This window comes from Pseudomonas gorinensis (genome assembly GCF_042015035.1).
In the GTDB taxonomy this organism is placed as follows: domain Bacteria; phylum Pseudomonadota; class Gammaproteobacteria; order Pseudomonadales; family Pseudomonadaceae; genus Aquipseudomonas; species Aquipseudomonas gorinensis.
This window is the reverse complement of sequence record NZ_CP167125.1, coordinates 4,845,256-4,870,150: the sequence shown is the minus strand read 5'-3', so window position 1 is coordinate 4,870,150 and position 24,895 is coordinate 4,845,256. Positions and strand designations below refer to the sequence as shown.

21 protein-coding genes are annotated in these 24,895 nt (G+C 63.6%); 14 read left to right on the top strand and 7 right to left on the bottom strand.

Going from position 1 to position 24,895, the window contains the following annotated elements:
• Positions 1–21: 21 nt before the first annotated feature.
• Entirely contained in the window at positions 22–1,206 is a 1,185-nt protein-coding gene (locus AB7933_RS22005; protein ID WP_024076322.1) for an ABC transporter substrate-binding protein, read from the bottom strand.
• A gap of 279 nt (positions 1,207–1,485) precedes the next feature.
• Here AB7933_RS22005 and AB7933_RS22000 point away from each other — a divergent pair, with 279 nt between their 5' ends.
• Both AB7933_RS22000 and AB7933_RS21995 read left to right on the top strand, forming a co-directional pair.
• Positions 1,486–2,748, top strand: a complete 1,263-nt coding sequence (locus AB7933_RS22000) for a sensor histidine kinase (RefSeq protein WP_024076320.1) — start codon at positions 1,486–1,488, stop codon at positions 2,746–2,748.
• Positions 2,745–3,371, top strand: a complete 627-nt coding sequence (locus tag AB7933_RS21995; RefSeq protein WP_024076319.1) for a response regulator transcription factor — start codon at positions 2,745–2,747, stop codon at positions 3,369–3,371. The genes AB7933_RS22000 and AB7933_RS21995 overlap by 4 nt, the downstream gene beginning before the upstream one ends.
• A 136-nt stretch (positions 3,372–3,507) precedes the next feature.
• On the opposite strand, the gene AB7933_RS21990 is transcribed toward AB7933_RS21995, so the two are convergent.
• Positions 3,508–4,155 (bottom strand): pentapeptide repeat-containing protein, encoded by a 648-nt coding sequence (locus AB7933_RS21990; RefSeq protein ID WP_024076318.1) that lies wholly within the window; start codon positions 4,153–4,155, stop codon positions 3,508–3,510.
• Between the two features lie 297 nt (positions 4,156–4,452).
• Entirely contained in the window at positions 4,453–6,348 is a 1,896-nt protein-coding gene (gene exaA, locus AB7933_RS21985) for a quinoprotein ethanol dehydrogenase (RefSeq protein ID WP_024076317.1), read from the bottom strand.
• Positions 6,349–6,603: 255 nt separating this feature from the next.
• Between exaA and pedF the strand changes: the two genes are divergently transcribed.
• The 12 genes from pedF to AB7933_RS21925 all read left to right on the top strand — a co-directional run bounded on the left by pedF (position 6,604) and on the right by AB7933_RS21925 (position 21,040).
• Entirely contained in the window at positions 6,604–7,065 is a 462-nt protein-coding gene (pedF, locus tag AB7933_RS21980) for a cytochrome c-550 PedF (RefSeq protein ID WP_024076316.1), read from the top strand.
• 3 nt (positions 7,066–7,068) lie between these two features.
• Entirely contained in the window at positions 7,069–7,944 is an 876-nt protein-coding gene (locus tag AB7933_RS21975) for a substrate-binding periplasmic protein (protein ID WP_024076315.1), read from the top strand.
• Between the two features lie 21 nt (positions 7,945–7,965).
• Positions 7,966–8,727 carry a quinoprotein dehydrogenase-associated SoxYZ-like carrier gene (locus AB7933_RS21970; protein ID WP_041161256.1) on the top strand — a complete coding sequence of 254 codons (762 nt, stop codon included), beginning with the start codon at positions 7,966–7,968 and terminating at the stop codon, positions 8,725–8,727.
• Positions 8,728–8,743: 16 nt separating this feature from the next.
• Positions 8,744–9,676 carry a quinoprotein relay system zinc metallohydrolase 1 gene (locus AB7933_RS21965; RefSeq protein WP_024076313.1) on the top strand — a complete coding sequence of 311 codons (933 nt, stop codon included), beginning with the start codon at positions 8,744–8,746 and terminating at the stop codon, positions 9,674–9,676.
• A 135-nt stretch (positions 9,677–9,811) separates the two neighbouring features.
• The gene (locus AB7933_RS21960; protein ID WP_024076312.1) at positions 9,812–11,587 is read left to right on the top strand and encodes a PQQ-dependent methanol/ethanol family dehydrogenase; all 1,776 of its coding nucleotides are present in this window, start codon (positions 9,812–9,814) and stop codon (positions 11,585–11,587) included.
• Between the two features lie 121 nt (positions 11,588–11,708).
• On the top strand, positions 11,709–13,229 hold the full coding sequence (locus AB7933_RS21955; protein ID WP_024076311.1) for an aldehyde dehydrogenase family protein: 1,521 nt from the start codon (positions 11,709–11,711) through the stop codon (positions 13,227–13,229).
• Positions 13,230–13,701: 472 nt separating this feature from the next.
• A complete protein-coding gene (gene pqqA / locus AB7933_RS21950) occupies positions 13,702–13,773 on the top strand; it encodes a pyrroloquinoline quinone precursor peptide PqqA (protein WP_010209364.1) in 72 nt (23 codons plus the stop codon).
• A gap of 127 nt (positions 13,774–13,900) precedes the next feature.
• Entirely contained in the window at positions 13,901–15,064 is a 1,164-nt protein-coding gene (gene ercA / locus AB7933_RS21945) for an alcohol dehydrogenase-like regulatory protein ErcA (RefSeq protein WP_024076310.1), read from the top strand.
• Positions 15,048–16,418, top strand: a complete 1,371-nt coding sequence (locus AB7933_RS21940; RefSeq protein ID WP_024076309.1) for an ATP-binding response regulator — start codon at positions 15,048–15,050, stop codon at positions 16,416–16,418. The genes ercA and AB7933_RS21940 overlap by 17 nt, the downstream gene beginning before the upstream one ends.
• Positions 16,419–16,497: 79 nt before the next feature.
• The gene (locus AB7933_RS21935; RefSeq protein WP_024076308.1) at positions 16,498–17,976 is read left to right on the top strand and encodes a DASS family sodium-coupled anion symporter; all 1,479 of its coding nucleotides are present in this window, start codon (positions 16,498–16,500) and stop codon (positions 17,974–17,976) included.
• 278 nt (positions 17,977–18,254) lie between these two features.
• Entirely contained in the window at positions 18,255–19,898 is a 1,644-nt protein-coding gene (locus tag AB7933_RS21930; RefSeq protein ID WP_024076307.1) for an MFS transporter, read from the top strand.
• On the top strand, positions 19,895–21,040 hold the full coding sequence (locus AB7933_RS21925; RefSeq protein WP_024076306.1) for an HlyD family secretion protein: 1,146 nt from the start codon (positions 19,895–19,897) through the stop codon (positions 21,038–21,040). Before AB7933_RS21930 ends, AB7933_RS21925 begins: the two co-directional genes overlap by 4 nt.
• A gap of 111 nt (positions 21,041–21,151) precedes the next feature.
• On the opposite strand, the gene AB7933_RS21920 is transcribed toward AB7933_RS21925, so the two are convergent.
• The 4 genes from AB7933_RS21920 to AB7933_RS21905 form a co-directional block, all read right to left on the bottom strand.
• Positions 21,152–22,009 (bottom strand): aldose 1-epimerase, encoded by an 858-nt coding sequence (locus tag AB7933_RS21920; RefSeq protein ID WP_041161255.1) that lies wholly within the window; start codon positions 22,007–22,009, stop codon positions 21,152–21,154.
• 2 nt (positions 22,010–22,011) lie between these two features.
• Positions 22,012–23,292: a TRAP transporter large permease gene (locus tag AB7933_RS21915; protein WP_024076304.1), complete on the bottom strand. Its 1,281-nt coding sequence runs from the start codon at positions 23,290–23,292 to the stop codon at positions 22,012–22,014.
• Between the two features lies 1 nt (position 23,293).
• Entirely contained in the window at positions 23,294–23,821 is a 528-nt protein-coding gene (locus AB7933_RS21910; RefSeq protein ID WP_024076303.1) for a TRAP transporter small permease, read from the bottom strand.
• 66 nt (positions 23,822–23,887) lie between these two features.
• Entirely contained in the window at positions 23,888–24,859 is a 972-nt protein-coding gene (locus AB7933_RS21905; RefSeq protein WP_024076302.1) for a TRAP transporter substrate-binding protein, read from the bottom strand.
• Between the last annotated feature and the right edge of the window lie 36 nt (positions 24,860–24,895).

Sequence of the window (24,895 nt, the reverse complement as noted above, 5' to 3'; positions counted from 1 at the left end):
TTATTGTGAGTAGGGGAGCGATCAGGGGAAGCGGCAGGTCACCTCGGGCTTGTCGTAGCCCAGGCTGTCCATTTCGTTGAAGGGGTGCAGGAAACCGTCCTGGGGCGAGGTGCTGACCAGGGCGCGGGGCTGCACGATCGGGATCGGTTGGCGCAACTCGCCGTTCCACGGGCGGTAGCTGAGCTTGCGGCCCTTGAAACCGTCCAGTGGCAATTGTTCGCTGATCTCCAGTTGGCGGATGGCCATGGGCTCGACCTGGCGCAACTTGTTGACCGCACTGGCGACGCTGCGCACGGCCATCCAGGCGGCGAAGTCGCGGTCGTTCATCCAGCGCCCGGCCAGGGCCTCGAAGCGTTTTTGCAATTGCGCGGCGCCGTAGGTCTCGACGGTTTTGTGCCAGCCGGTGGGCGTCAGGCCCTGAGTGCCGGCGACGGGGCGCGGGTACCAGGTCTGGTAGGGCACGTACTCGCCGAAGTCGCCGCGCTCATCGGCCACCAGTACCACGTCGTATTCGGCGGTCTGGGTGAACAGCGGCATATCCGCCTGGGCACTGCGGCGTTGGTCGTTATCGAAACGCCAGGCTTTTTCCGCCACCAGTTGCACGCCGAAACGCTTGGCGGCGCGGCGCAGGGCGGCGGCGTAGGCTTGGTCATCCTCGGTGGGGCCGACGATCAGCAGCGCCTTTTGCCATTTGCGCACCACCATGAACTGCGCCAGGGCATCGGCGAGCATGGCCCGGCTCGGCAGGCTGTGCAGCACGTTACCCAGGCAGTCGGTGCTGCGCAGGCTGTCATCCGGGCTGCCTGCGTTGAATAGCAGGCTGTCGGGCAGTGCCGCGCTGAGTTGGCGCAGGCTGGCGGCGGGGGCGTTGACCACGAACACGCGCAGGCCCTGGGCGTGCTGGGCCTGGGCGGCGGCGAGCAGGGCCTCGGGGGTGTCCACCGTAGCGCTGGTCAGGCTGTAGCGCTGGTTGAGAAAGGCGCCGGTGCTGTTGCTGTCGATGATCGCCAGCTCGGCGCCGCGTTGCCCGGCATCGCTCGGCTCGGGGATCACATTCGACAGCAGCGGCCCCGGATCCGGCCGGTAGCCCAGGTAGCCAATCTGTACCGCCAGCGGCGCCTCGGCGGCCTGGCTGGCGCTGGCCACCCCGGCGGCGCAAGCGATCGCCAGCAGGTACAGCACGGCGTAGGGGGCGAGCAGGCGCATAAGGCACTCCATGACAGGTAGCGCCAGCATAGGAACCCTTGGGGGCGCTGCAAATATGCAGAAAGTACCGCTGGGGCAGTACCAAGGTAGTAGCCCCGCGCGCGTGGCGCGGTCTTAGCATGGGGCATCCGCGTCGCGCTCACTCGGGAGATGAACGCTCATGCACATCCTCAAGGTCCTGCTCCTACCGTTCCTGCTGATCGTCAGCCTGATCGGCGTCGACAAGCTGCACGCACCACGCCCGGCGTCGAGCGTGCCCGCCAGCGTGGCGCGCTAGGCATGTCGGCGCTGTGGCGCATCAACCTGTGGGTGTGCGGCTTTTTCGCCCTGGTCACCTGCGCCTGCACTGGCCTGTTGATGCACCAGGCCTTGGCGGATGTGGAGCGCGAGCTGCAATCGGCCGAAGCGGTGGTGCACTACCTCAGCGAAACCGCCGAGCGCGACCCCGCCAGCCTGCAGCCACACCTCACCGCCAGCCTGCGTCATGTGCGCGTGCATTGGCTGGGGCCTGGCGAAACCTTGCAGGCACCGGCGGCAGATGGCCTGGATGCCTGGCTCGGCCGCCTGCTGTTTGCCCAGGCGCGGCGCAGTCCCCAGGTACTGGACTTGCCGGACGGCCGGCGCGTGTCGATCGCGGTCGACCCACGGGATGAAATCGACGAAGTCTGGGACTCCCTGCAACAACTGTTGGGCCTGTGCGCGTTGGCGCTGGCCTTGAGCCTGTTGACCATCCGTTGGGCGGTGCGCCGTGGCATGGGCGTGCTCGATGAGTTGCTGCGGGCCCTGCAGCAGGTGTGCGCCGGTCAGCTCAATGTCCGTCTGCACAGCGCGGGGTCGCCGGAAGCGCGGCAACTGGCGCTGCATTTCAACCGCATGACCCACGCCCTGGAGCAGGCGCGCACCGACAACACCCAACTGACCCAGACCCTGATGGCGGTGCAGGAGCAGGAGCGCAATCACCTGGCCCAGACCCTGCACGATGACCTGGGCCAATACCTGGCCGGCATTCGCGCCCAGGCCTGCCTGTTACGCCTGGTCACCGACCAGCCGCCATTGCTGGCGCGCACGGTGGCGCAACTGGAAGATCACTGCGACCACTTGCAGCAAGGTTTCCGCGCGCTGGTCCACGACCTGTACCCGGTGGCCCTGCAACACCTGCCGATGGCCGAGGCTTTTTCGATGCTGGTCACGCAGTGGCAGGCCAGCCATGGCATCGATTGCCGGCTACGGGTCAGCACCGATTTGCCGGCATTGTCCGGAGCGAGCAAGACCCACCTCTACCGCCTGCTCCAGGAGGCCCTGACCAATGTCGTGCGGCATGCCGACGCCAGCCATGTCTGCGTGCGCCTGCACCATCGCGGTTCGCGCCTGCGCCTGTGGGTGCGCGACAACGGGCGCGGTGCACACACGCCGCAGCGCCCGGGTGTCGGCCTGTATTCGATGGCCGAACGCGCGCGCTGCCTGGGCGGTGAACTGAAAATCCTCAGCCATCCCGGCGCCGGTTGGGCGCTGGCGTTGAACATGCCATTGGAGGCTTCATGAATATTCTGTTGGTGGATGACCACGCGGTGGTGCGCCAGGGCTATGCCAGCCTGTTGCGGGCGCTGCTGCCGGCCATTGAAGTGCGCGAGGCGGCCAGTGGTGAAGAAGCCCTCAGCCGCGTGCAGGAAGCGGTGCCGAACCTGGTGATCATGGACTTCGGCCTGCCGGGTATCAGCGGCCTGGAAACCACGCGCCGCCTGCGCCAGCGCCTGCCGCAGTTGCGCGTGCTGTTCTTCAGCATGCACGACGAATTACCGCTGGTGCGCCAGGCCCTGGAGGCGGGGGCCTCAGGCTATCTGACCAAAAGCTCGGCGCCCGAGGTGTTGATCGAAGCGGTGCGGCGCATCCTCGACGGCCACGCCTATATCGAACAGGCCCTGGCCACCGAGCTGGCCTACACCCCCAGCGATCAACGCCTGCAGGGCATGACCCCGCGCGAGCTGGAGATTTTCCTGATGCTGGCCAAGGGCACGCCTACCCGGGCGATTGCCGACCAGCTGAATATCAGCAGCAAGACCGTGTCCAACCACTTGACCTTGCTCAAGAGCAAGTTGCAGGTCAGTTCCCATGCCGAACTGGTGCATCTGGGGATCGACATGGGCGTGGTGCGCGTAGCGGGCTGACAGTTTTCTCTCTGTTTTACACCCTTCAAATGTGGGAGGGGGCTTGCCCCCGATAGCGGTGCTTCAGTCACTCAGGCATTGACTGATCCACCGCCATCGGGGGCAAGCCCCCTCCCACATTTTGAATCGTGGTGGTCTAGCGATTCCAGGTGGTAGGACAGTCTTTGCAGCCTTCCATATTGGCATCCTGAAAGTTCGCATAGTGCTGGCGACTGCCGGTGAGCGTGGCCTGTTCCAGGTTGCTTTCGCCGAACTTGGCTTCCTGTAGATTCGCATCGCTCAGGTCCGCTCCTTGCAGGTCGGCCTTGCTCAGCCAGGTCATTTCCAGGTCGGCGGCACGCAGGTTGGCCTTGTGCATTTTTGCCCCCGACAGCCGTGCGAATTGCAGGTAGGCCGCGCTGAGGTTGGCGTTTTCGAACTGTGCGCCCTGGGCAAACAGACCCCAACCCTGGATCGCCATCAGCGTCGCGCCGGTGAAGTCGGCCAGGCGCAGGTTGCTTTGCTGCAAGCTGGCGCGGGTCAGGTTGGCGCCCTGCAACCGGGCTTTTTCCAGGTTGGCCAGGTCGAGGTTGGCATGGCGCAAATCGGCGTCGCGCAGGTCGGCACCGGCCAGGTTCATTCTGCTCAGGTCCTGGTTGCTGAGGTTGGCGCCCTTGAGGTTGGCGCCGGGGCATTGGCTGTGTTCGGCGATCGTACAGCCGTTGACGACCAGTGGGGCGTCGTCGCCGTCGTCGGCGTGCGCCAGGGGCAGGGAGAGCAGGAGTAACAAGGGCAGGTAGTTCATCGTGCAACCTCTAGGGATCCTGTGGGGAGCGGGTTTACTGTGGCAAGCGGGCTTACTGTGGCGAGCGGGCTTGCCCTAATGCCGTTCAGTTAAGGCTTTTTTGTAGGAGCGAGCTTGCTCGCGAAGAACTCACAGGCGCCGCGTTCACTCAGGAAACACGCGTTATCGTTGACGTTTTTCGCGAGCAAGCTCGCTCCTACAGAAGGCGATGTACGCTTAACTGAACGGCATTAGGGCAAGCCCGCTCGCCACAGGAGCCCGCTTACTGCAAAAGGCGGCCCGGCATTCTCGCAGGGGTTATTTTTGCGCGGTTTTCTGATCCCAGCTCGGGATCTTGAACACCCAGAACGACCCGCCTTGCGCCACCGGCTTGGTCAGCTCGGCCATGTCGCCGCCCCACAACGGCACCGCGCCGCCATAGCCGACGGTGACGCCAATGTACTGCTCGCCATCCTGTTCCCAGGTGATCGGCGGCGAGACGATGCCGCTGCCGGTCTGGAACTTCCACAGCTCCTTGCCGGTTTTCGCGTCGAAGGCCTTGAAGAAACCATCGCCGGTCCCGGTGAACACCAGGTTGCCCTTGGTCGCCAGCACGCCGGCCCACAACGGCAGGTGTTCCTTGTGTTCCCACACCACCTTGCCGGTAGTGGGGTTCATCGCGCGCAGGGTGCCGACGTGGTCCTCATACATGCGCTTGATACGAAAGCCCATGCCCAGGTAGGCCGAGCCCTTCTTGTAGTTGACCTCTTCGGTCCAGTATTCCTCTTTCCACTGGTTGCCCGGGATGTAGAACAGGCCGGTGTCCTGGCTGTAGGCCATGGGGTTCCAGTTCTTGCCGCCCAGGAACGGCGGAGAGACCTCCACGGGTTTGCCCTTGGTTTCACCCGGCAATGGCTTGGCCGGGCGCTGGCCTGGGTTTTCCACGGGGCGGCCGGTCTTCAGGTCGATATGGCTGGCCCAGGTAATGTTGTCGACAAACGGGAAGGCGTTCTGCAGCTTGCCGTTGTTGCGGTCGACCACGTAGAAGAAACCGTTGCGGTCGGCGTGGCCGGTAGCCTTGACCACTTTGCCGTCCTTGTCCTTGTAGTCGAACAGCACCAGTTCGTTGTTGCCGGAGAAGTCCCAGGCATCGTTCGGTGTGTGCTGGTAGAACCATTTCACTTCGCCGGTGCTCGGGTCGACGCCGACCTGGCCGGAGGTGTAGAGGCTGTCGAAATCGTGGGGGTTGCCGTCCTTGGAGGTGCGCGCCCAGGTGTTCCACGGGCCGGGGTTGCCGGCGCCGACGATGATGGTGTTGGTCTCGGCATCGAAGCTCGCGCTCTGCCAAGGTGCGCCGCCGCCGTGGCTCCAGGCCTCGACCTTGCCGGTTTCGGTGGTCGGGTCATCCGGCCACGACGGGGCTTTCACGTCGCCGGTCGGCGTGCTGTCCTTGCCGTTGAGGCGGCCCATATGGCCCTCCACGAACGGACGCATCCAGACCTCTTCGCCGGTGTCCGGGTCGCGCGCAAACAGCTGGCCGACCACGCCGAACTCATCGCCGGAGCTGCCGTGGATCAGCAGCACCTTGCCGCTGACCTTATCCTTGATCAGCACCGGGGCGCCGGTCATGGTGTAGCCAGCGGCGTGGTCGCCGAACTTCTTGTTCCACACCACTTTGCCGGTGTTCTTGTCGAGGGCGATCAGGCGCGCGTCGAGGGTACCGAAGTAGATCTTGTCGCCGAAGATCGCCGCTCCCCGGTTGACCACGTCACAGCAGGGGCGAATGTTGTCGGGCAGGCGGTGATTGTAGGTCCACAGGCGCTTGCCGGTCTTGGCGTCGAGGGCGAACACGCGGGAGTAGGAACCGGTCACGTAGACCACGCCGTCGCTGACGATGGCCTGGGATTCCTGGCCGCGTTGTTTCTCATCGCCGAACGAGTAGGACCAGGCCGGGGTGAGCTTGAACACGTTCTTGTCGTTGACCTGGGCCAGCGGGCTCCAGCGCTGGGCGTTGGTGCCCATGCCGTATTGCAGCACGTCCTGGGTGGTCAGGTGGTCGTTGGCGATGTCTTCCCAGGTGACGTTGCGGGTTTGCTTTGCTGCGGGCTCGGCGGCGGCATAGCCCGCGGCACTGAGGGACAGGCTGCCCACCAGCACGAAGGCTTGCACGGCAAGGCTTAAAGGTGAGAGGGCGGGTAGCGATCTTATTGTCATGGTTGCAGTTCCCAGTGGAGGTTTTGGCCTGCACAGGGTGGAGCGTCAGGGGGCCGGACGGATACGGAAAAACGCCCGCTGTGGCCGGGAAGACTTCCCGTGGCGCCGCTGTTTTAGGCGTGCCCCACAAGCCCTACTACCAAGGGAGGATAAGCCGGCCACCAAAGCAGCATACGGCCCATGCCCCGGGGTTTCTAAGATGGTTGCCATAGCCTCTGCAATGAGGTTTTGCGTGCAATCCTGAGGGCAAAAATAATGACAACAAAACACAACGCCTTGCTTGTCGCCGGGCTGTTGGCCGGTGTGATCGCTGCGGGCTCCGCCTGGGCCCATGGCAACGTGGTCCCGCAAGCCGTGGAAACCAAGGGCCTGACCTCGATCAAGGACGCCGGCGTGCCGGTCAACGAAGACGGCTGGGCGGCGGTCAATCCGTACCGCACCTCCCCTGAACACGACCGGGCCGTGGAAATCGGCTCGTCCGCCTATAACCAGAACTGCGCCGCCTGCCACGGCCTGGAAGCCAAGTCCGGCGGCATCGCCCCCGACCTGCGCATGCTCGACGTGGGCGAAGCCGGTGATGAGTGGTTCGTCGAGCGCGTGCGTCATGGCGCGGTACGCGACGGCCGGGTGTATATGCCGAAGATGGCCGACTACCTGAGCCAGGAAGCCTTGTGGGCCGTGCGCACCTACCTGGACACCGTGCACGTCGAGGAGTAAGCCATGCGCCTGTTCGCTTATGTGCTTGGCCTGGCCCTGCTGTGTTGCCAGACGGCACAGGCACAGGTGCGCAGCTATGACCAGATGATCGCCGACGGCGAACTGAAAGTGGCGGTGTACAAGGACTTTGCCCCCTACAGCTTTGAAGACGGCGCCACCCCGCGTGGGGTCGACGTGGAGCTGGCCCAGGCCCTGGCCAAGGCGCTGGGGGTGCAACTCACGTTGATCTGGGCGCCGGCCGGCGAGAAGCTTGACGACGACCTGCGCGACTACATCTGGCGCGGCAGCCCGTTGCACAACCAGCAATTGGCCGACCTGATGATGCGCGCGCCCTACGACCGCGATTACGCGCAAAAGCGCAATGACCAGGGCGAGCTGGAAAACGGCCATGTGGTGATGTTCGGGCCTTACCAGAACGAACAATGGCAGGTGGCCTACGATCGCCGGCGCCTGGACAAGGTCGCCAGCGTGGCGGTGTTCGAGCAGCACCCGGTCGGTGTCGAAGTCGACAGCGTGCCGTCGTTCTACCTGACCTCGGTGTTCAACGGCATGCTTGCCGGCAAGACCCATCACTACCCCGGCGTGCCCCAGGCCTTTGCGGCGATGAAGGCCGGTGAGGTCGATGCGGTGATGGCCATGCGTGGCGAAATCGACTGGCAGGTGCATGAGGCCCACGACCCGCAACTGGCCCTGGCCGAGAACGCCTACCCGAACATGGGCAGGCAACGCTGGGAAATCGGCATGGCGGTGCATGAAAGCAATCGCCAGTTGGCCTACGCGGTGGAAGAGGCCCTTGAAGGCCTGATCCGCGACGGTTCGCTGCAAGCCATCTACAGCCATTACGGCCTGCAATACGAAGTGCCCGAGATGTACCAATAGGAGCAGGCGATGATCTGGCGACTGAACGTGCGACTGAGCTGCCTGCTGGCCTGCTGGTTACCGCTGGCGGCCCACGCCGTGGACGTCGAGCCAGGCAAGGATCCGGTGCCGTCGGTGATGTGGGCGTTCTACCACAAGCAGTTCCTGGCCGAAGCGCCGTTTGTGTTCGACGAACGGGTCAAGCTGATGGCGCCGCCGTTTGCCGAAGATGCGCGCCAGGTGCCGCTGGAGATCGACGCCCGGGTGTTCAAGGGCCATGTGCTGAAAATCCTCGCCTGGGCCGAGCTCAACCCATTGCCGAAGATCGTCGACTTCCAGCCCAAGGCCGGGGTGCTGCCGTGGCTATCGCTGCGGATTCGTATCGAACAGGCCACGCCGTTGCGCGCGGCAGTGCTCACCGACGACGGGCTGTGGCACGTCGGCTCGACCCTGATCGATGCGGCCGGCGGCGGCTGCACCGCGCCCAGCGTGGTACGCACCCAGCCCGGCTGGGAAGAACACATCGGTGAAGTGCTCGGCGGGCGTTACCCGCGTGGCGAGTTCAGTCGGGTGCGCGTGCAGGTGGCGCATCCGATGGACAACGGCATGGTCAGCGGCATCCCCGAGTTCTACCTCAACCATGCGCAACTGCGGGGCCAGGACGGCCAGGTGCTGGCCGAGCTGGAGCTGTTCCCGGCGGTCAGCGAAAACCCCAACCTGGCCTTTGATATCGACGCGCCAGGGCCGACCCGCCTGGTGTTGCGCGACAACAGTGGCAATGAATTCGACGCCGCCATTCCCTGACCAGAAGGAGCGCGGCATGCGCTGGATTCTATTGCTGTGCCTGAGTTTGAGCCTGCCCGCGCTGGCGGACCTGGACTACGCCCTCAAGCCACGGTTGATCGCCGATGACACCTGGCTGCTCGAAGGCAGTACCGACAACTTCGCCAAGGCCAATGGCGGCAATATCGTCAACACCGCTTTTATCGTCACCGAGGCGGGCGTGGTGGTGATCGACACCGGCCCGTCGCGGCGCTACGGCGAAGCCATGCGCGAGGCCATCGCCCGCGTCACCCCCAAGCCGGTGATCCAGGTGCTGATTACCCATCATCACCCCGACCATGCGCTGGGCAACCAGGCGTTCAAGGACGTGCCTATCGGCGCCCTGGCCGACACCACGCGCCTGCTGCATGAGCAAGGCGACGGCATGGCGGAAAACCTCTACCGCATGGTCGGCGACTGGATGCGCGGCACCGAGGTGGTGTTGCCCACCCAGGTGTTGGAACCCGGTGTGCTGAGCGTTGGCCGCCACGACTTGCGCCTGCTCGCATTGACCGGCCACACCGGCGCCGACCTGGCCATTCTCGACCAGAGCACTGGCGTACTGTTTACCGGCGACCTGGTGTTCTACCAACGCGCGCTTACCACGCCCAACAGCCCTGGGTTGACGGCGTGGCTGGCCGACCTCGACACCCTGCAAGCTTTGCCCTGGACGTTGATCGTGCCCGGCCACGGCCCGGTCGCCAGTGACGCGCAGCCCTTCGCCCAGATGCGCGACTACCTCACCTGGCTCGACCAATTGCTGCGCGACGGTGCCGCCCAGGGCAGCGACATGGCCGAGATGATCCGCAGCCCCATTCCCGAGCGTTTCGCCGCCATCAGCCTGAGCCGCTACGAACTGATCCGCAGCGTCAGCCACTTGTATCCGCGTTATGAGCGCGAGCAGATGCAACGCGTCGACTCGGCGCGCTGAGCGGCCAGACCCGCTACTAAGGAACTAGCAATCTCGATACTGCGGTCAATTGTGACAACTGCCCCTGCGCCCAAGAATCGCTACCAGACCGGGAAAATTTCCCGGGTATAACAAAAAACCGCAGAGGTAGCCGTCATGACCCAACCCGCACGCCGCCAACCCTTCGCCTTGAGTGTGTTGCTCGGTGCCATTCTGTTATCCGGCCAAGCCATGGCCGCCGTGACCGACCAGGACATCCTCCAGGACCCGAAAAACCCTGGGCAGATCGTCACCAACGGCCTGGGCGTGCAGGGCCAGCGCTACAGCCCGCTCGACACCCTCAATGTGGACAACGTCAAGGACCTGCGCCCGGTCTGGGCCTTCTCCTTTGGCGGCGAGAAACAGCGCGGCCAGCAGGCGCAGCCGATGATCAAGGACGGGGTGATGTACCTCACCGGTTCCTACTCCCGGGTGTTCGCGGTGGATGCGCGCACCGGCAAGAAACTCTGGCAGTACGATGCGCGCCTGCCCGATGACATCCGCCCCTGCTGCGACGTGATCAACCGTGGTGTGGCGCTGTACGGCGACCTGGTGTTCTTCGGCACCCTCGATGCCAAGCTGGTAGCGCTGAATAAAGACACCGGCAAAGTGGTGTGGAGCAAGCAGGTTGCCGACCACAAGGAAGGTTACTCGATCAGCGCCGCGCCCCTGGTGGTCAACGGCAAGCTGATTACCGGCGTGGCCGGTGGCGAATTCGGCGTGGTGGGCAAGATCCAGGCCTACGACCCGAAAAACGGCGACCTGCTGTGGATGCGTCCAACCGTCGAAGGCCATATGGGCTATGTCTACAAGGACGGCAAGGCTGTGGAGAACGGCATTTCCGGCGGCGAGGCGGGCAAGACCTGGCCTGGCGACCTGTGGAAGACCGGCGGCGCGGCGCCATGGCTGGGCGGCTACTACGACCCGGAAACCAACCTGCTGCTGTTCGGCACCGGCAACCCGGCGCCGTGGAACTCGCACCTGCGCCCCGGCGACAACCTCTATTCATCCTCGCGTCTGGCGCTGAACCCGGATGACGGCACCATCAAGTGGCACTTCCAGAGCACGCCCCACGACGGCTGGGACTATGACGGCGTGAACGAGCTGGTCTCCTTCAACTACACCGAAGGCGGCAAGGAAATCAAAGCTGCGGCCACCGCCGACCGTAACGGCTTCTTCTACGTGCTCGACCGCACCAACGGCAAGTTCATCCGTGGCTTCCCGTTTGTCGACAAGATCACCTGGGCCAGCGGCCTGGATAAGGACGGCCGGCCGATCTACAACGAAGCCAGTCGCCCAGGCGCACCGGGCGGTGAAACCAAGGGCACCTCGGTGTTCGTCGCCCCGGCGTTCCTCGGCGCGAAAAACTGGATGCCGATGGCCTACAACCGTGACACCGGGCTGTTCTATGTGCCGTCCAACGAATGGGGCATGGACATCTGGAACGAAGACATCGCCTACAAAAAAGGCGCGGCGTTCCTCGGGGCGGGCTTCACCATCAAGCCGTTGAACGAAGACTACATCGGCGTACTGCGTGCCATCGACCCGAAGACCGGCAAGGAAGTCTGGCGCCACAAGAACTTCGCGCCGCTGTGGGGCGGGGTGCTGACCACCAAGGGCAACCTGGTGTTCACCGGCACGCCGGAAGGTTTCCTGCAGGCGTTCAACGCCAAGACCGGCGAGAAGGTCTGGGAGTTCCAGACCGGTTCCGGCGTACTCGGCTCGCCTGTGACCTGGGAAATGGACGGCGAACAGTACGTCTCGGTGCTCTCCGGCTGGGGCGGCGCGGTGCCGTTGTGGGGCGGTGAAGTGGCCAAGCGCATCAAGGACTTCAACCAGGGCGGCATGCTCTGGACCTTCAAGCTGCCCAAAGAACTGGTCGCCAAACACTGAATCTACGACCAAATGACAAGAGCCCCCCTGCCAACGGCGCATTCGCCCGGCAGCGGGGGCTCTCTACTATCGGGTCATCGCCTGTTGACCGACAGGCCCGGACCCAGACAGAGGCCTTAACATGATCTACGCACAACCTGGCACCCCTGGCGCCATCGTCAGCTTCAAGTCGCGCTACGGTAACTACATCGGCGGCGAATTCGTCGCGCCGCAGAGCGGCCAGTACTTCACCAACACCTCGCCGGTGACCGGTGAGCAGATCGCCGAATTCCCGCGCTCCAACGCCGCCGACATCGACAAGGCCCTCGACGCCGCCCACGCCGCCGCTGACGCCTGGGGCAAGACCTCGGCCCAGGATCGCGCCTTGGTGCTGCTGAAAATCGCCGACCGCATCGAACAGAACCTCGAAGTGCTGGCCGTGACCGAAAGCTGGGACAACGGCAAGGCCGTGCGCGAGACGCTCAACGCCGACGTGCCCCTGGCCGCTGACCACTTCCGCTATTTCGCCGGGTGCATCCGTGCCCAGGAAGGCGGCGCCGCCGAGATCAACGAACACACCGCTGCCTATCACTTCCATGAGCCATTGGGCGTGGTCGGGCAGATCATTCCGTGGAACTTCCCGCTGCTGATGGCGGCCTGGAAACTCGCCCCGGCCCTGGCCGCCGGTAACTGCATCGTGCTCAAGCCGGCCGAGCAGACGCCGCTGTCGATCATGGTGTTTGCCGAGTTGATCAATGACCTGCTGCCACCGGGCGTGCTGAATATCGTCCAGGGCTTTGGCCGCGAAGCCGGCGAAGCGCTGGCCACCAGCAAGCGCATCGCCAAGATCGCCTTTACCGGCTCGACGCCCATCGGCGCGCACATCATGCATGCGGCCGCCGAGAACATCATCCCGTCGACCGTGGAACTGGGCGGCAAGTCGCCGAACATCTTCTTCGAAGACATCATGAACGCCGAGCCACAGTTCATCGAAAAGGCCGCCGAAGGCCTGGTGCTGGCGTTCTTCAACCAAGGTGAAGTGTGCACCTGCCCGTCGCGGGCGCTGGTGCAGGAGTCGATCTACGACGACTTCATGAAAGTGGTGATGAAGAAGATCGTCAAGATCAAGCGCGGCAACCCGCTGGACACCGAAACCATGGTCGGCGCCCAGGCGTCCGAGCAGCAATACGACAAGATCCTGTCCTACCTGAAAATCGCCCAGGAAGAGGGCGCCGAGTTGCTCACCGGCGGCGCGGCCGAGCGCCTGGAGGGCGACCTGTCCAGCGGTTACTACATCCAGCCGACCCTGCTCAAGGGCCACAACAAGATGCGCGTGTTCCAGGAAGAAATCTTCGGCCCGGTGGTGGGTATCACCACCTTCAAGGACGAAGCCGAAGCCCTGGCGATCGCCAACGACAGCGAATTCGGCCTGGGTGCCGGGCTGTGGACCCGTGATATCAACCGTGCCTACCGCATGGGCCGGGCGATCAAGGCCGGTCGCGTGTGGACCAACTGCTACCACCTGTACCCGGCGCATGCCGCGTTTGGCGGCTACAAGAAGTCCGGCGTGGGGCGTGAGAACCACAAGATGATGTTGGATCACTACCAGCAGACCAAGAACCTGCTGGTGAGCTACGACATCAATCCGTTGGGGTTCTTCTAACCCTCCGATGCAACGCGGTCCCCTGTGGGAGGGGGCTTGCCCCCGATAGCGGTGTGTCAGTCATAGCTGTTTCAACTGACACTCCCTCATCGGGGGCAAGCCCCCTCCCACATGTTGCTCCCCGTACGTTCGCGACCAATGCAGTGCCCGCACTCGTTCGAAAGCAGCATTCGTACCCTCGTCCCAAGAACCTGCTGGTGAGCTACGACATCAATCCGTTGGGGTTCTTCTGATTTCAACTTGAAATGCAATCAACTGTGGGAGGGGGCTTGCCCCCGATAGCTGTGTGTCAGTCACAGCTGTTTCAACTGACACTCCCTCATCGGGGGCAAGCCCCCTCCCACATGTTGCTCCCTGTACGTTCGCGACTAATGCAGTGCCCTCACTCGTTCGAAAGTAGCATTCGCACCCCCATCCCCCCATGCATTAATGCCTTCACCGGAATCTTCCGGCACAACAAGAGGATCGCCCCATGTGGACTAAACCCGCGTTTACCGACCTGCGTATCGGCTTTGAAGTGACCATGTACTTCGCCAGCCGCTGATCCACCCCCGGCCAGCCACGCGCTGGCCGGGCTCGTTTTGGGAATGACCCTTTGGTCTGATTGCATTCGTCCGCGAATGGGTTAGTGTGAAGTGCATCTCCCAAAAATAATAACAACAGGCTTTCCAATGAGCCCAAATCTGAGCCTCCTGCGTAAATTCGTCTCGCCTGAAATCATCTTTGGTGCCGGCTGCCGGCACAACGTCGGTAATTACGCCAAGACCTTTGGTGCGCGCAAGGTCCTGGTGGTCAGCGACCCTGGTGTGATCGCCGCGGGGTGGGTGGCCGATGTGGAAGCCAGCCTGCAAGCCATCGGCATCGACTATTGCCTGTACAGCGACGTATCACCCAACCCGCGCGTAGAAGAAGTGATGCTGGGCGCCGAGGTGTACCGCGACAACCATTGCGACGTGATCGTCGCCATCGGTGGCGGCAGCCCCATGGACTGCGGCAAGGCCATCGGCATTGTGGTCGCCCATGGACGCAACATCCTCGAATTCGAAGGGGTGGACACCCTTCGCGTGCCCAGCCCGCCGTTGATCCTGATCCCCACCACCGCCGGCACGTCGGCGGATGTCTCGCAGTTCGTGATCATTTCCAACCAACAGGAACGCATGAAGTTCTCCATCGTCAGCAAGGCGGTGGTGCCGGATGTGTCGCTGATCGACCCGGAAACCACGGCCAGCATGGACCCGTTCCTGTCCGCCTGTACCGGTATCGACGCGCTGGTGCATGCCATCGAAGCGTTCGTGTCCACCGGCCACGGCCCGCTCACCGATCCCCATGCGCTGGAAGCCATGCGCTTGATCAACGGCAACCTGGTGCAGATGATCGCCAACCCCGGTGACATTGCCCTGCGCGAGAAGATCATGCTCGGCAGCATGCAGGCCGGCTTAGCGTTCTCCAATGCGATCCTCGGCGCGGTGCATGCCATGTCCCACAGCCTCGGCGGGTTTCTCGACCTGCCCCATGGCTTGTGCAACGCGGTGCTGGTGGAACACGTGGTGGCGTTCAACTACAACTCGGCGCCGGAGCGTTTCAAGGTGATTGCCGAGACGTTCGGCATCGACTGCCGGGGCCTCAACCATCGGCAGATTCGTGGGCGGTTGGTGGAGCATCTGATTGCCCTGAAACACGCGATCGGCTTTCACGAAACCCTCGGTTTGCACGGGGTGCGCGTGGCGGATATTCCGTTCCTGTCCCAGCATGCCATGCACGACCCGTGCATCCTCACCAACCCCCGTGAGTCGAGCCAGCGTGACGTCGAGGTCGTCTATGGCGAAGCTCTCTGACGACCAGCAGCGCGCCCTGGCCGGGTTGCTGGGGCTGGGCGACCAGTCGGCGCGCAAGAGCCATTACCCGGAACTGACCGCGCGGCTCGATGAGCTGGAGGCCGAGCGCAAGCGCTACATCCGCCTTAACGATGAGCTGGAGCAACGGGTGGCGGCGCGCACCGATGAGTTGCTGGAAGCCAACCGCAACCTGCAACAGCAGATCGCCCAGCGCGAACAGGTCGAACAGGAACTGCGCGATGCCCGCGATGCCGCCGAGGCCGCCAACCGCAGCAAGGACAAATACCTCGCCGCCGCCAGCCATGACCTGTTGCAACCGCTCAACGCCGCGCGCCTGTTGATCGCCACCCTGCGCGAACGCAACTTGCCCAGCGTCGAGCAGGTGCTGGTCGAGCGCACCCACCAGGCCCTGGAAGGCGCCGAGGATTTGCTCACCGACCTGCTGGATATCTCGCGGCTCGACCAGGCCGCGGTCAAGCCGGATGTGGCGGTGTATCGCCTGGATGAACTGTTTGCGCCGCTGGTCTCGGAATTCCAGTCAGTGGCCTTGGCCGCCGGGCTCAATCTGCGCGCGCATACCGGCCACTACGCGATTTGCACCGACTTGCGCCTGGTCACGCGCATCCTGCGCAATTTCCTCAGCAACGCCTGCCGTTACACCGACGACGGCTGCATCCTGCTCGGCGCGCGCCGCCGTGGCGACCGCCTGCGCCTGGAAGTGTGGGACACCGGGCGCGGCATCCCGGCCGATCGGCTCGACGCGATCTTCCTCGAATTCAACCAGCTGGACGTCGGCCGTGCCTCGGACCGCAAGGGCGTGGGCCTGGGCTTGGCGATTGTCGAGCGCATCGCCGAGATCCTCGGCTACCCGGTGGCGGTGCGCTCGTGGCCGGGGCGCGGGTCGATGTTCAGCATCGAAGTGCCCATCAGCGAGGACATGCCGTTGGCCATCAGCCAGCTGCCGGTGCAAGCGACGACGGGCAACCCCTTGCCGGGGCGGCGTTTGCTGGTGCTGGATAACGAACTCAGCATCCTGGAAAGCATGAGCGCGCTGCTCGGCCAGTGGGGCTGCGAGGTGGTTACCGCCACCGACCAGGCCGGCGCCTTGCTGGCGTTGCAGGGCAGGGCGCCGGAGTTGATCCTGGCGGACTACCACCTCGACCACGGCGTGGTGGGTTGCGAGGTGGTCAAGTACCTGCGCGAGCACTTCGACCAGCCGATTCCCGCGGTGATCATCACGGCTGACCGCACCGACCAATGCCGGCGCATGCTGCGGCGGCTGGACGCGCCATTGTTGAACAAACCGGTCAAGCCCGGGAAGTTGCGGGCGGTATTGAGCCAGTTATTGGCCTAGGGTCTTGATACCTGTCAACACCGCCTGCGGCATTTTGCGCCATGCTCCCTGCCTGATTTGACGGCCGACGGAGAACCCCATGAGCGCCCCCGTAACAACCGCTGCATCCTTCAAGTTGCCCCTGGGCCTGGTCGTCGCCGTGCTGGTGATGGTCGGGGTGCTGCTGTTGCCGATGCCCGCCGACTTGCCGGTGGCGGGGCATCGCATGCTGGCGATCCTCGCGTTTGCCGTGGTGGTGTGGATCACCGAGGCGGTGTCGTATGAAGCCAGCGCGATCATGATCACTTCGCTGATGGCGTTCCTGCTCGGCACCGCGCCGTCGCTGCAGGACCCCACGCACCTGATCGGTTCCAGCCCGGCCATCAGCATGGCGCTCACCGGCTTTTCCAACCCCGCGCTCGCGCTGGTGGCGGGTGCGTTGTTCATCGCCGCCGCCATGACTCACACCGGTCTGGACCGGCGTATCGCCCTGGTCACCCTGACGCGGGTGGGCACCAGCACGCGCGGCATTCTGCTGGGGGCGATCGCGGTGACTATCCTGCTCAGCCTTGTCGTCCCCAGCGCCACCGCGCGCAGTGCCTGTGTGGTGCCGATCATGATGGGCGTGGTCGCTGCGTTTGGCGTCGACAAACGCTCCAACATCGCTGCGGGCTTGATGATCGTGGTGGCCCAGGGCACCAGCATCTGGAACGTCGGCATCCAGACCGCCGCCGCACAAAACCTGCTGACCGTGGGCTTTATGGACAAGATGCTCGGCCAGCGCGTGTCGTGGATCGACTGGCTGATCGCGGGGGCGCCATGGGCGCTGATCATGTCGGCGGTGCTGTTGTTCCTGGTGATCAAGCTGCTGCCGCCGGAAAGCGACAGCATCCCTGGCGGCAAAGAGGCGGTGGCGCAGTCGCTGGTGGATATCGGCCCGATGACCGGGCCGCAGAAGCGCCTGCTGGCTGTGTCGGTGCTGCTTCTGCTGGCCTGGGCCACGGAAGGGCGCCTGCACAACTTCGACACCACCTCGACGACCTATGCCGGCCTGGTGTTCCTGTTGTTGCCGGGCATTGGCGTGATGACCTGGAAGGACGTGCAATCGCGTATCCCGTGGGGCACGGTGATCGTGTTTGGCGTGGGCATCAGCCTGGGCACGGCGCTGCTGACCACCCAGGCCGGGCAGTGGCTGGGTTCCCAGGTGGTGGCGCACACCGGCTTGGACCACGTGGGGCCGCTGGGGGTGTTTGCGATTCTTGGGGCATTCTTGATCGTGATCCACTTGGGGTTTGCCAGCGCCACGGCATTGACCTCGGCGTTGCTGCCGATCCTGATTGCGGTGTTGCAGACCCTGCCGGGGGAATTCAACCGGTTGGGGGTGACGATGCTGTTGGGGTTTGTCGTCAGCTACGGGTTTATCCTGCCGATCAACGCGCCGCAGAACATGGTGTGTTTGGGGACTGGGACGTTTACGGCACGGCAGTTTGCCAAGGTGGGGATTTTGGTCACGTTGATCGGCTACCTGCTGATGCTGGTGTTTGCGGCGACTTACTGGAGCTGGCTCGGCTGGATCTGATAGGGCGTGTGGTCTCCAATACAAAGGAGATCCAATGTGGGAGGGGGCAAGCCCCTCCCACATTTTGATCTCCATGGACCAGATAGACCTTGCTCTGTACCCAACCCAGAAAGCTGGTCAGCCCAGACGCCGCCATCACCGCCAACCCCCATACTTGACCTTGCCCACGCCAGGCATCAATTGCCCCTTCAACATGGCAAGATGAACTCCTCTCAGGTTTACTACTCCCTGAGTAATGGAGTCACCGACCTTGCGTGTCGGCTCATCAAGGTCACCGAATGGACAAATACACCCCCCGCACCTGGCAGCCTCACGAGCGCCCGAGCCTGCCGGGCTCGCCGTCGACGCCGTTGCACCCCACCCACAAGCGCTGGCTGTATGCCTTGGTCGGCGTACTCGTAGCCATCACCGGCGGCCTGGGCAACTCGCTGGTGATCGCCAACCTGCAATACCTGCAAGGCGCCTTGGGCGCGACCACCGCGGAAATGGCCTGGTTGCCCGCCGCCTATGTGATGACCAACGTGTGCATGAACCTGCTGCTGGTGAAGTTTCGCCAGCAATTCGGCCTGCGTGCGTTTACCGAGGTGTTCCTGGTGCTCTATGCACTGGTGACCTTCGGCCACTTGTTCGTCAACGACCTCAACTCGGCCATCGCCGTGCGGGCAGCCCACGGGATGGTGGGGGCGGCGCTCAGTTCCCTGGGTTTGTACTACATGATCCAGGCGTTCCCCGCCAAATGGCGCTTGAAGGCGCTGGTGCTGGGGTTGGGGACCGCGCAGCTGGCCTTGCCCCTGGCGCGGTTGTTCTCCGAAGACCTGCTGCAAATCGCCGAATGGCGCGGCTTGTACCTGTTCGAACTGGGCATGGCGCTGATCTGCCTGGGCTGCGTGTTCCTGCTCAAGTTGCCGCCCGGCGACCGTTTCAAGACCTTTGAAAAACTCGACTTCCTCACCTTCGCCATTCTCGCCAGCGGTGTGGCGCTGCTCTGCGCGGTGCTGTCCTTGGGGCGTATCGATTGGTGGCTGGAAGCGCCGTGGATCGGCGTGGCCTCGGCCTGTTCCCTGGTGTTGATCATGACTGGTCTGGCCATTGAGCATAATCGCGCCAACCCGCTGCTGATGACCCGTTGGCTGGGCAGCGGCACCATGATTCGCCTGGCGCTGGCGGTGATCCTGATTCGCATGGTGTTGTCCGAGCAGTCCACCGGCGCGGTGGGGTTCATGCAGATGTTGAACATGAGCTACGAGCAGATGCACACGCTGTACGTGGTGATGCTGGCTGGGGCGATCAGCGGGCTGGTGGTCAGTGCGCTGACGATCAACCCGGCGCACTTGCTGATGCCGCTGGTGATTGCCCTGGCGCTGATGGCCACCGGCTCGGTGATGGACAGTTTCTCCAGTAACCTGACCCGCCCGCAGAACCTGTATATCAGCCAGTTCCTGCTAGGCTTTGGCGGCACCTTCTTTTTGGGGCCGACCATGGTGCTGGGGACTAAAAACGTGCTGACCAACCCACGCAACCTGGTGAGTTTCTCGGTGATGTTCGGGATCTGCCAGAACCTCGGCGGCCTGATCGGCGCGGCGTTGCTCGGCACGTTCCAGGTGGTGCGCGAGAAGTTTCACTCCAGCATGATCGTCGAGCACCTGACCTTGCTCGACCCTCGCGTGGCCGCCCGAGTGCAGGGCGGCGGCTCGGCCTATGGCGGCATCGTCGCTGACCCGGAGTTGCGCAACCTCATGGGGATTCGCAGCCTGGCCACCGCGGCAACCCGTGAGGCCAATGTCATGGCCTACAACGATGTGTTCATGCTGATCGCGATCATCGCGATCCTGACCATGATCTGGATCTTTATCCGCAGTCTGTGGCTGATGAGCACCACTAAAGCAGCCACTCCCGTTCAACCCAGCGGCGCCTCTTCATGACCGAACCGACCACGACCACTACCAATGCCATCGCCGCCACCCCGGAAGGCACCACACCACCGGGGGCCACCGTCACCGAACCGCGCTCCCTGTGGGTACGCATCCTTTCGTCCCTGGGCTTTGCCGCGATTGCCCTGGTGGGCGTGCTGGTCGTGCTGTACGCCTGGCAGCTGCCGCCGTTCAGCAGCGCGGTGGAAACCACCGAGAACGCCCTGGTGCGCGGCCAGGTGACCATTATCGGCCCGCAGCTCAGCGGCTATGTGTTCGAGGTGCCGGTGCAGGACTTCCAGTACGTCAAGGCCGGCGACTTGCTGGTGCGCCTGGATGACCGCATCTACCAGCAGCGCCTCGACCAGGCCCTGGCCCAACTGGCGGTGCAGAAGGCTTCGCTGGCCAATGTGGTGCAGCAACGCAACAGTGCCGAAGCAACGATCAAACTGCGCCAGGCCGCATTGGTGGACAGCCAGGCGCAGGCGCGCAAAAGCACCGCCGACTTGCGGCGCAATGAAGCGTTGATCAGCGACGGTTCGGTGTCCAAGCGCGAGCTGGACGTAACCCGCGCCGCCCATGCACAGACTATTGCGGCGGTCGCGCAAGCCCAGGCCAGCCTGGAAATCGCGCGGCAGGATTTGCAGACGGTCATCGTCAATCGCGGTTCCCTGGAAGCGGCCGTGGCCAGTGCCGAAGCGGCGTTGGAGTTGGCGCGTATCGACCTGTCCAACACCCGCATTACTGCACCCCGTGACGGTCAACTGGGGCAGATTGGCGTGAGGCTGGGTGCCTACGTCAACTCCGGCGCGCAGTTGATGGCGCTGGTGCCGAAGCACCTGTGGGTGATCGCGAATATGAAGGAAACCCAGATGAACAACGTGCAGGTGGGCCAACCGGTGACCTTCACCGTGGATGCGCTGAACCACCGCAAGTTTCGCGGCACGGTGCAGCATATATCCCCAGCCACCGGCTCGGAGTTCAGCCTGTTGCAGGCGGATAACGCCACGGGCAACTTTGTGAAGATTGCCCAGCGCGTGCCGGTAAGGATTACCGTGGACCCGGATCAGGCTGAGAGTGAACGGCTGCGGCCGGGGTTGTCGGTGGTGGTGAGTATCGACACGGCTGGGCGCCTGAAAAACTCCCCACCTTGAGCATGGCGCTGATCCCTGTAGGAGCGAGCTTGCTCGCGAAGATCGTCAACGATAACGCGGGGGGCCTGATGACCCGCGTTGCCCTGAGGTTTTTCGCGAGCAAGCTCGCTCCTACAGGGGGGTGTATTTCAGGTTGAAATTGAGTTGGACCGACTGGTTGTGTTCCAGCAGTGTCAGGCCCGGCCGCCCTGGCAGGTGATGAGCATTCACCGGATGGCTCACCGGCTCGATGCAAAAGAACCCCAACCCCGGCGGGCAGTACAGCAGGAAGTAATCGGCCCCGCTGGCCTGGCATTCCAGCGCATAACCCAGTTCCGGCTGTTCGATCCGGCAGTCCCCGTCCCACTGGCAAAAGCCATTGTCCACCGCGCCTTCGGGCAGGTTTTTCAATGCCTGGAAATCCCACTCTCCCGGCACCGCCGCCAACCCGGTCGGCAGCTTGGACGCATCGCTCATCCACACCTGTGCGGCCTTGGCCTGCAACCGGGTGCCCGGTCGGCGTGGAAAGTACGGATGCAGGCCCACGCCATGCCACGCCGCTGTTGCAGCCAGGTGCGTCACCCGCAGTTCGATACCTAGAACCCCGTCGCTCAAGCGAACACGCTGCTCGGCGCGGTAGGCAAACGGCGTGGCGCATTCGAGCGCCAGCACCACCTCATCCGCCGCCTGGCTGACCACTTGCCACCCGTGCTGCCAGGCAGAGCCATGAATCGGCAGCGGATCGGTCAGGCTGTTGGGCGTGAGTGCCAGCCAACCGTCGGGGTTGTCGAAACCGCCATGGGCAATGCGGTTGGACCAGGGTACCAACGGATAGCACCCCAGCTTGCCCGGCAAACCGGTATGGATCGCCTGCTCATCGTTGTGTCGCAGCAACGGCTGCCCGGTGGCACGCACTGTCCAGTTGACGATGCTGCCGCCCACGGCCGGGTTCAAGGTCAGGTGGGTGAGGTTATCTTCAAGTTCAATCATCATCACAGCACCACACTGGGCAGCCACAACGACAGCGCCGGAATGTAGGTCACCGCCATCAACACCAGGAACAGCACCGCATAGAACGGCAGCAACGCCTTCACGGTCCGCTCGATACTGACCTTGCCCACGGCCGCCCCCACAAACAGCACCGCGCCCACCGGCGGCGTAATCAAACCGATGCCCAGGTTCACCAGCATGATCATGCCGAAGTGCACCGGGTCGACGCCGATGCCGAGCACCACGGGCAGCAAAATCGGAGTAAGGATCAGGATCAGCGGCGCCATGTCCATCACCGTGCCGAGCAACAGCAGCATGGCGTTGATGCACATCAGGATCACGTAGCGGTTGTCCGACAGGGTCAGGAACAGCGTGGTGATCTTCGCCGGGATCTGCATCAGGGTCATGATGTAGCCGAAGCTGGCGGCGAAGGCGATCAGGATCATCACGATGGAAATGGTGCGTACCGTGCGGTGCATCAGCTTGGGCAGTTCGCTCCATTTGTAGTCGCGGTAGATGAACATGGTCACGAAGAACGCCCACAGCACTGCGATCGCGGCGGATTCGGTGGCGGTAAAGATGCCGGAGAGGATGCCGCCGAGGATGATCACCATGGCCATCAGGCCCCACAGCGCGTCGGCGCAGATTTTCAGCGCTTGCTTCAAGGGAATGACTTCGCCCTTGGGGTAATTACGCTTTTTGGCGAAGATCAGGCACAGCACCATCAGGCACGCGCTCATCAACAGGCCGGGGACCACACCGGCCATGAACAACGAGGCGATCGACACCGTGCCGCCCGCTGCCAGGGAGTAGAGCACCGAGTTATGGCTGGGCGGCGTCAACAGTGCCTGCACCGAACCGCTGATGGTCACCGCGGTGGCGAATTCGCGGGGATAGCCACGGCGTTCCATCTCCGGGATCAGCACCGAGCCGACCGAGGCCGTGTCGGCCACCGACGAACCGGAGATCGCGCCGAAAAACGTCGAGGCCATGATGTTGACCAAGGACAGGCCGCCGCGCACAAAGCCCACCAGCACGCCGGCAAACGCCACCAGGCGGCGCGACATGCCGCCCTCGGCCATGATCGCCCCGGCCAGCACGAAGAACGGAATCGCCATCAGCGAAAATTTATTTACCCCGCCGGCCACCTGGATCATCAGGGCCTGGAACGGGATGTCGATCCACCACGCGCCAATCAATGCCGACAAACCCAGGGCGTAGGCCACCGGCATGCCGATCAGGATCAAGGCAATAAAGCTGCCCAACAGAATCAATGCGTCCATATCAGGCGGCCCCTTCGCTTTCTTCCACCAGGTCGAGGCGCACCACGCGCCGGTTGCTCTGGTCACCGAGCAGGAGTTTTTCCACCACAAAGATCAGGGTCAGCAGCCCGCCAATCGGGATCGGCATATAGGTGATGCCCACGCGCAGGGTCGGAATGGCGCTCATGAACTGGTTCCAGGTGGACAGGCACAGCTTGGTGCCCCAAATGGCCATGAACAGGCAGATGGTGCCCATCAGCAGCTGCGAGACGATGCCGATGACCTGGCGTTGGCGGGGGGGCAGGCGGTCGGTGATCATCGCCACCGACATGTGTGCGCCAGCGCGATAGCTGGCGGCGGCGCCGATAAAGGTGAACACCAGCATCAGCAGGATGGCGGTAGGCTCCGGCCAGCTGGAGCCGGTGCCGAGGATGTAGCGGGCGAAGATACCCCAGGGAATGATCAGTGCCACCCCGAGAACCGAGAGGCCGGCGACCCAGACGCAGGTCATGTAGAGGCGGTCGTTGATGCGCAGCAGGAGATTCTTCATGGCGTTCACCGTAACCGGGCGCGTCGATGCCGACCGCGCCGGGCCTTTTGCGAGAGGCAGGGAAGGTTATTGAACGGCGTCGATGCGCGCGATGATGTCGGCGTAGGGCGCGCCGTACTTGGCGCGAACCGCTGCGGTGGCGTCGTAGAAGGGTTTTTTGTCGACGCTGATGAACTCGACACCGGCGGCCTTGAGCTTGGTTTCGCTGCTGGCGGACTTGGCATCCCACAGCGCGCGCTCATCGGCCTGGGCGGCCTTGGCGGCGTTTTTCACCATGACTTGCTGCGCCGGAGTGAGTTTGTTCCAGGTGATCTTCGACATCACGATGGGCTCGGGCAGGATCAAGTGTTCGGTGAGGGTGTAGTACTTGGCGTTCTGGAAGTGGTTGTGTTCCAGCAGGGTGGGCGGGTTGTTTTCCGCGCCGTCGATCACCCCGGTCTGCAAGGCACTGAAGATCTCGCCGGTGTCCATGGCGATGCCGTTGGCGCCCATGGCATTAAAGGCGTCGATGAACAGCGGGTTGCCTTGCACGCGGATCTTCATGCCCTTGAGGTCTTCGATCTTGCGCACCGGTTTCTTGGTGTAGAGGTTGCGCGTGCCGCCGTCCATCCAGGCCAGGGCCACCAGGCCGAACTCGGAGTCGGTGATCTTGGCGAGGATCTCGTCGCCGATCTCGTCGTCGATGACCTTGCGCATATGCGCCTGGTCACGAAACACGAACGGCAGGTTGAATACGTTCACGTCCGGCACCACGGGCCCGACGATGCCAAGGCTGACGCGGGTCATCTGCACCGCGCCGACCTGGGCCTGCTCGACCACTTCTTTCTCGGAGCCCAAGACCCCGCCGGGGAAGTACTTGAAGGTCAGTTCGCCGTTGCTTTGTTTGGTCAGGGCCTTGCCCATGTTCTCTTCGGCTACGACAGTGGGATAGCCGGCGGGGTGAACGTCGGCGAATTTTATTTCCAGCGCGTGGGCGGCGCCGGTGAACAGGACACTCAGGGGAAGTGCAGCGGCCAGCAAGGTGCGTTTGAAGTCCATGGGAGGTCACTCCTGTGTTGTTATTGTTGTATTCAA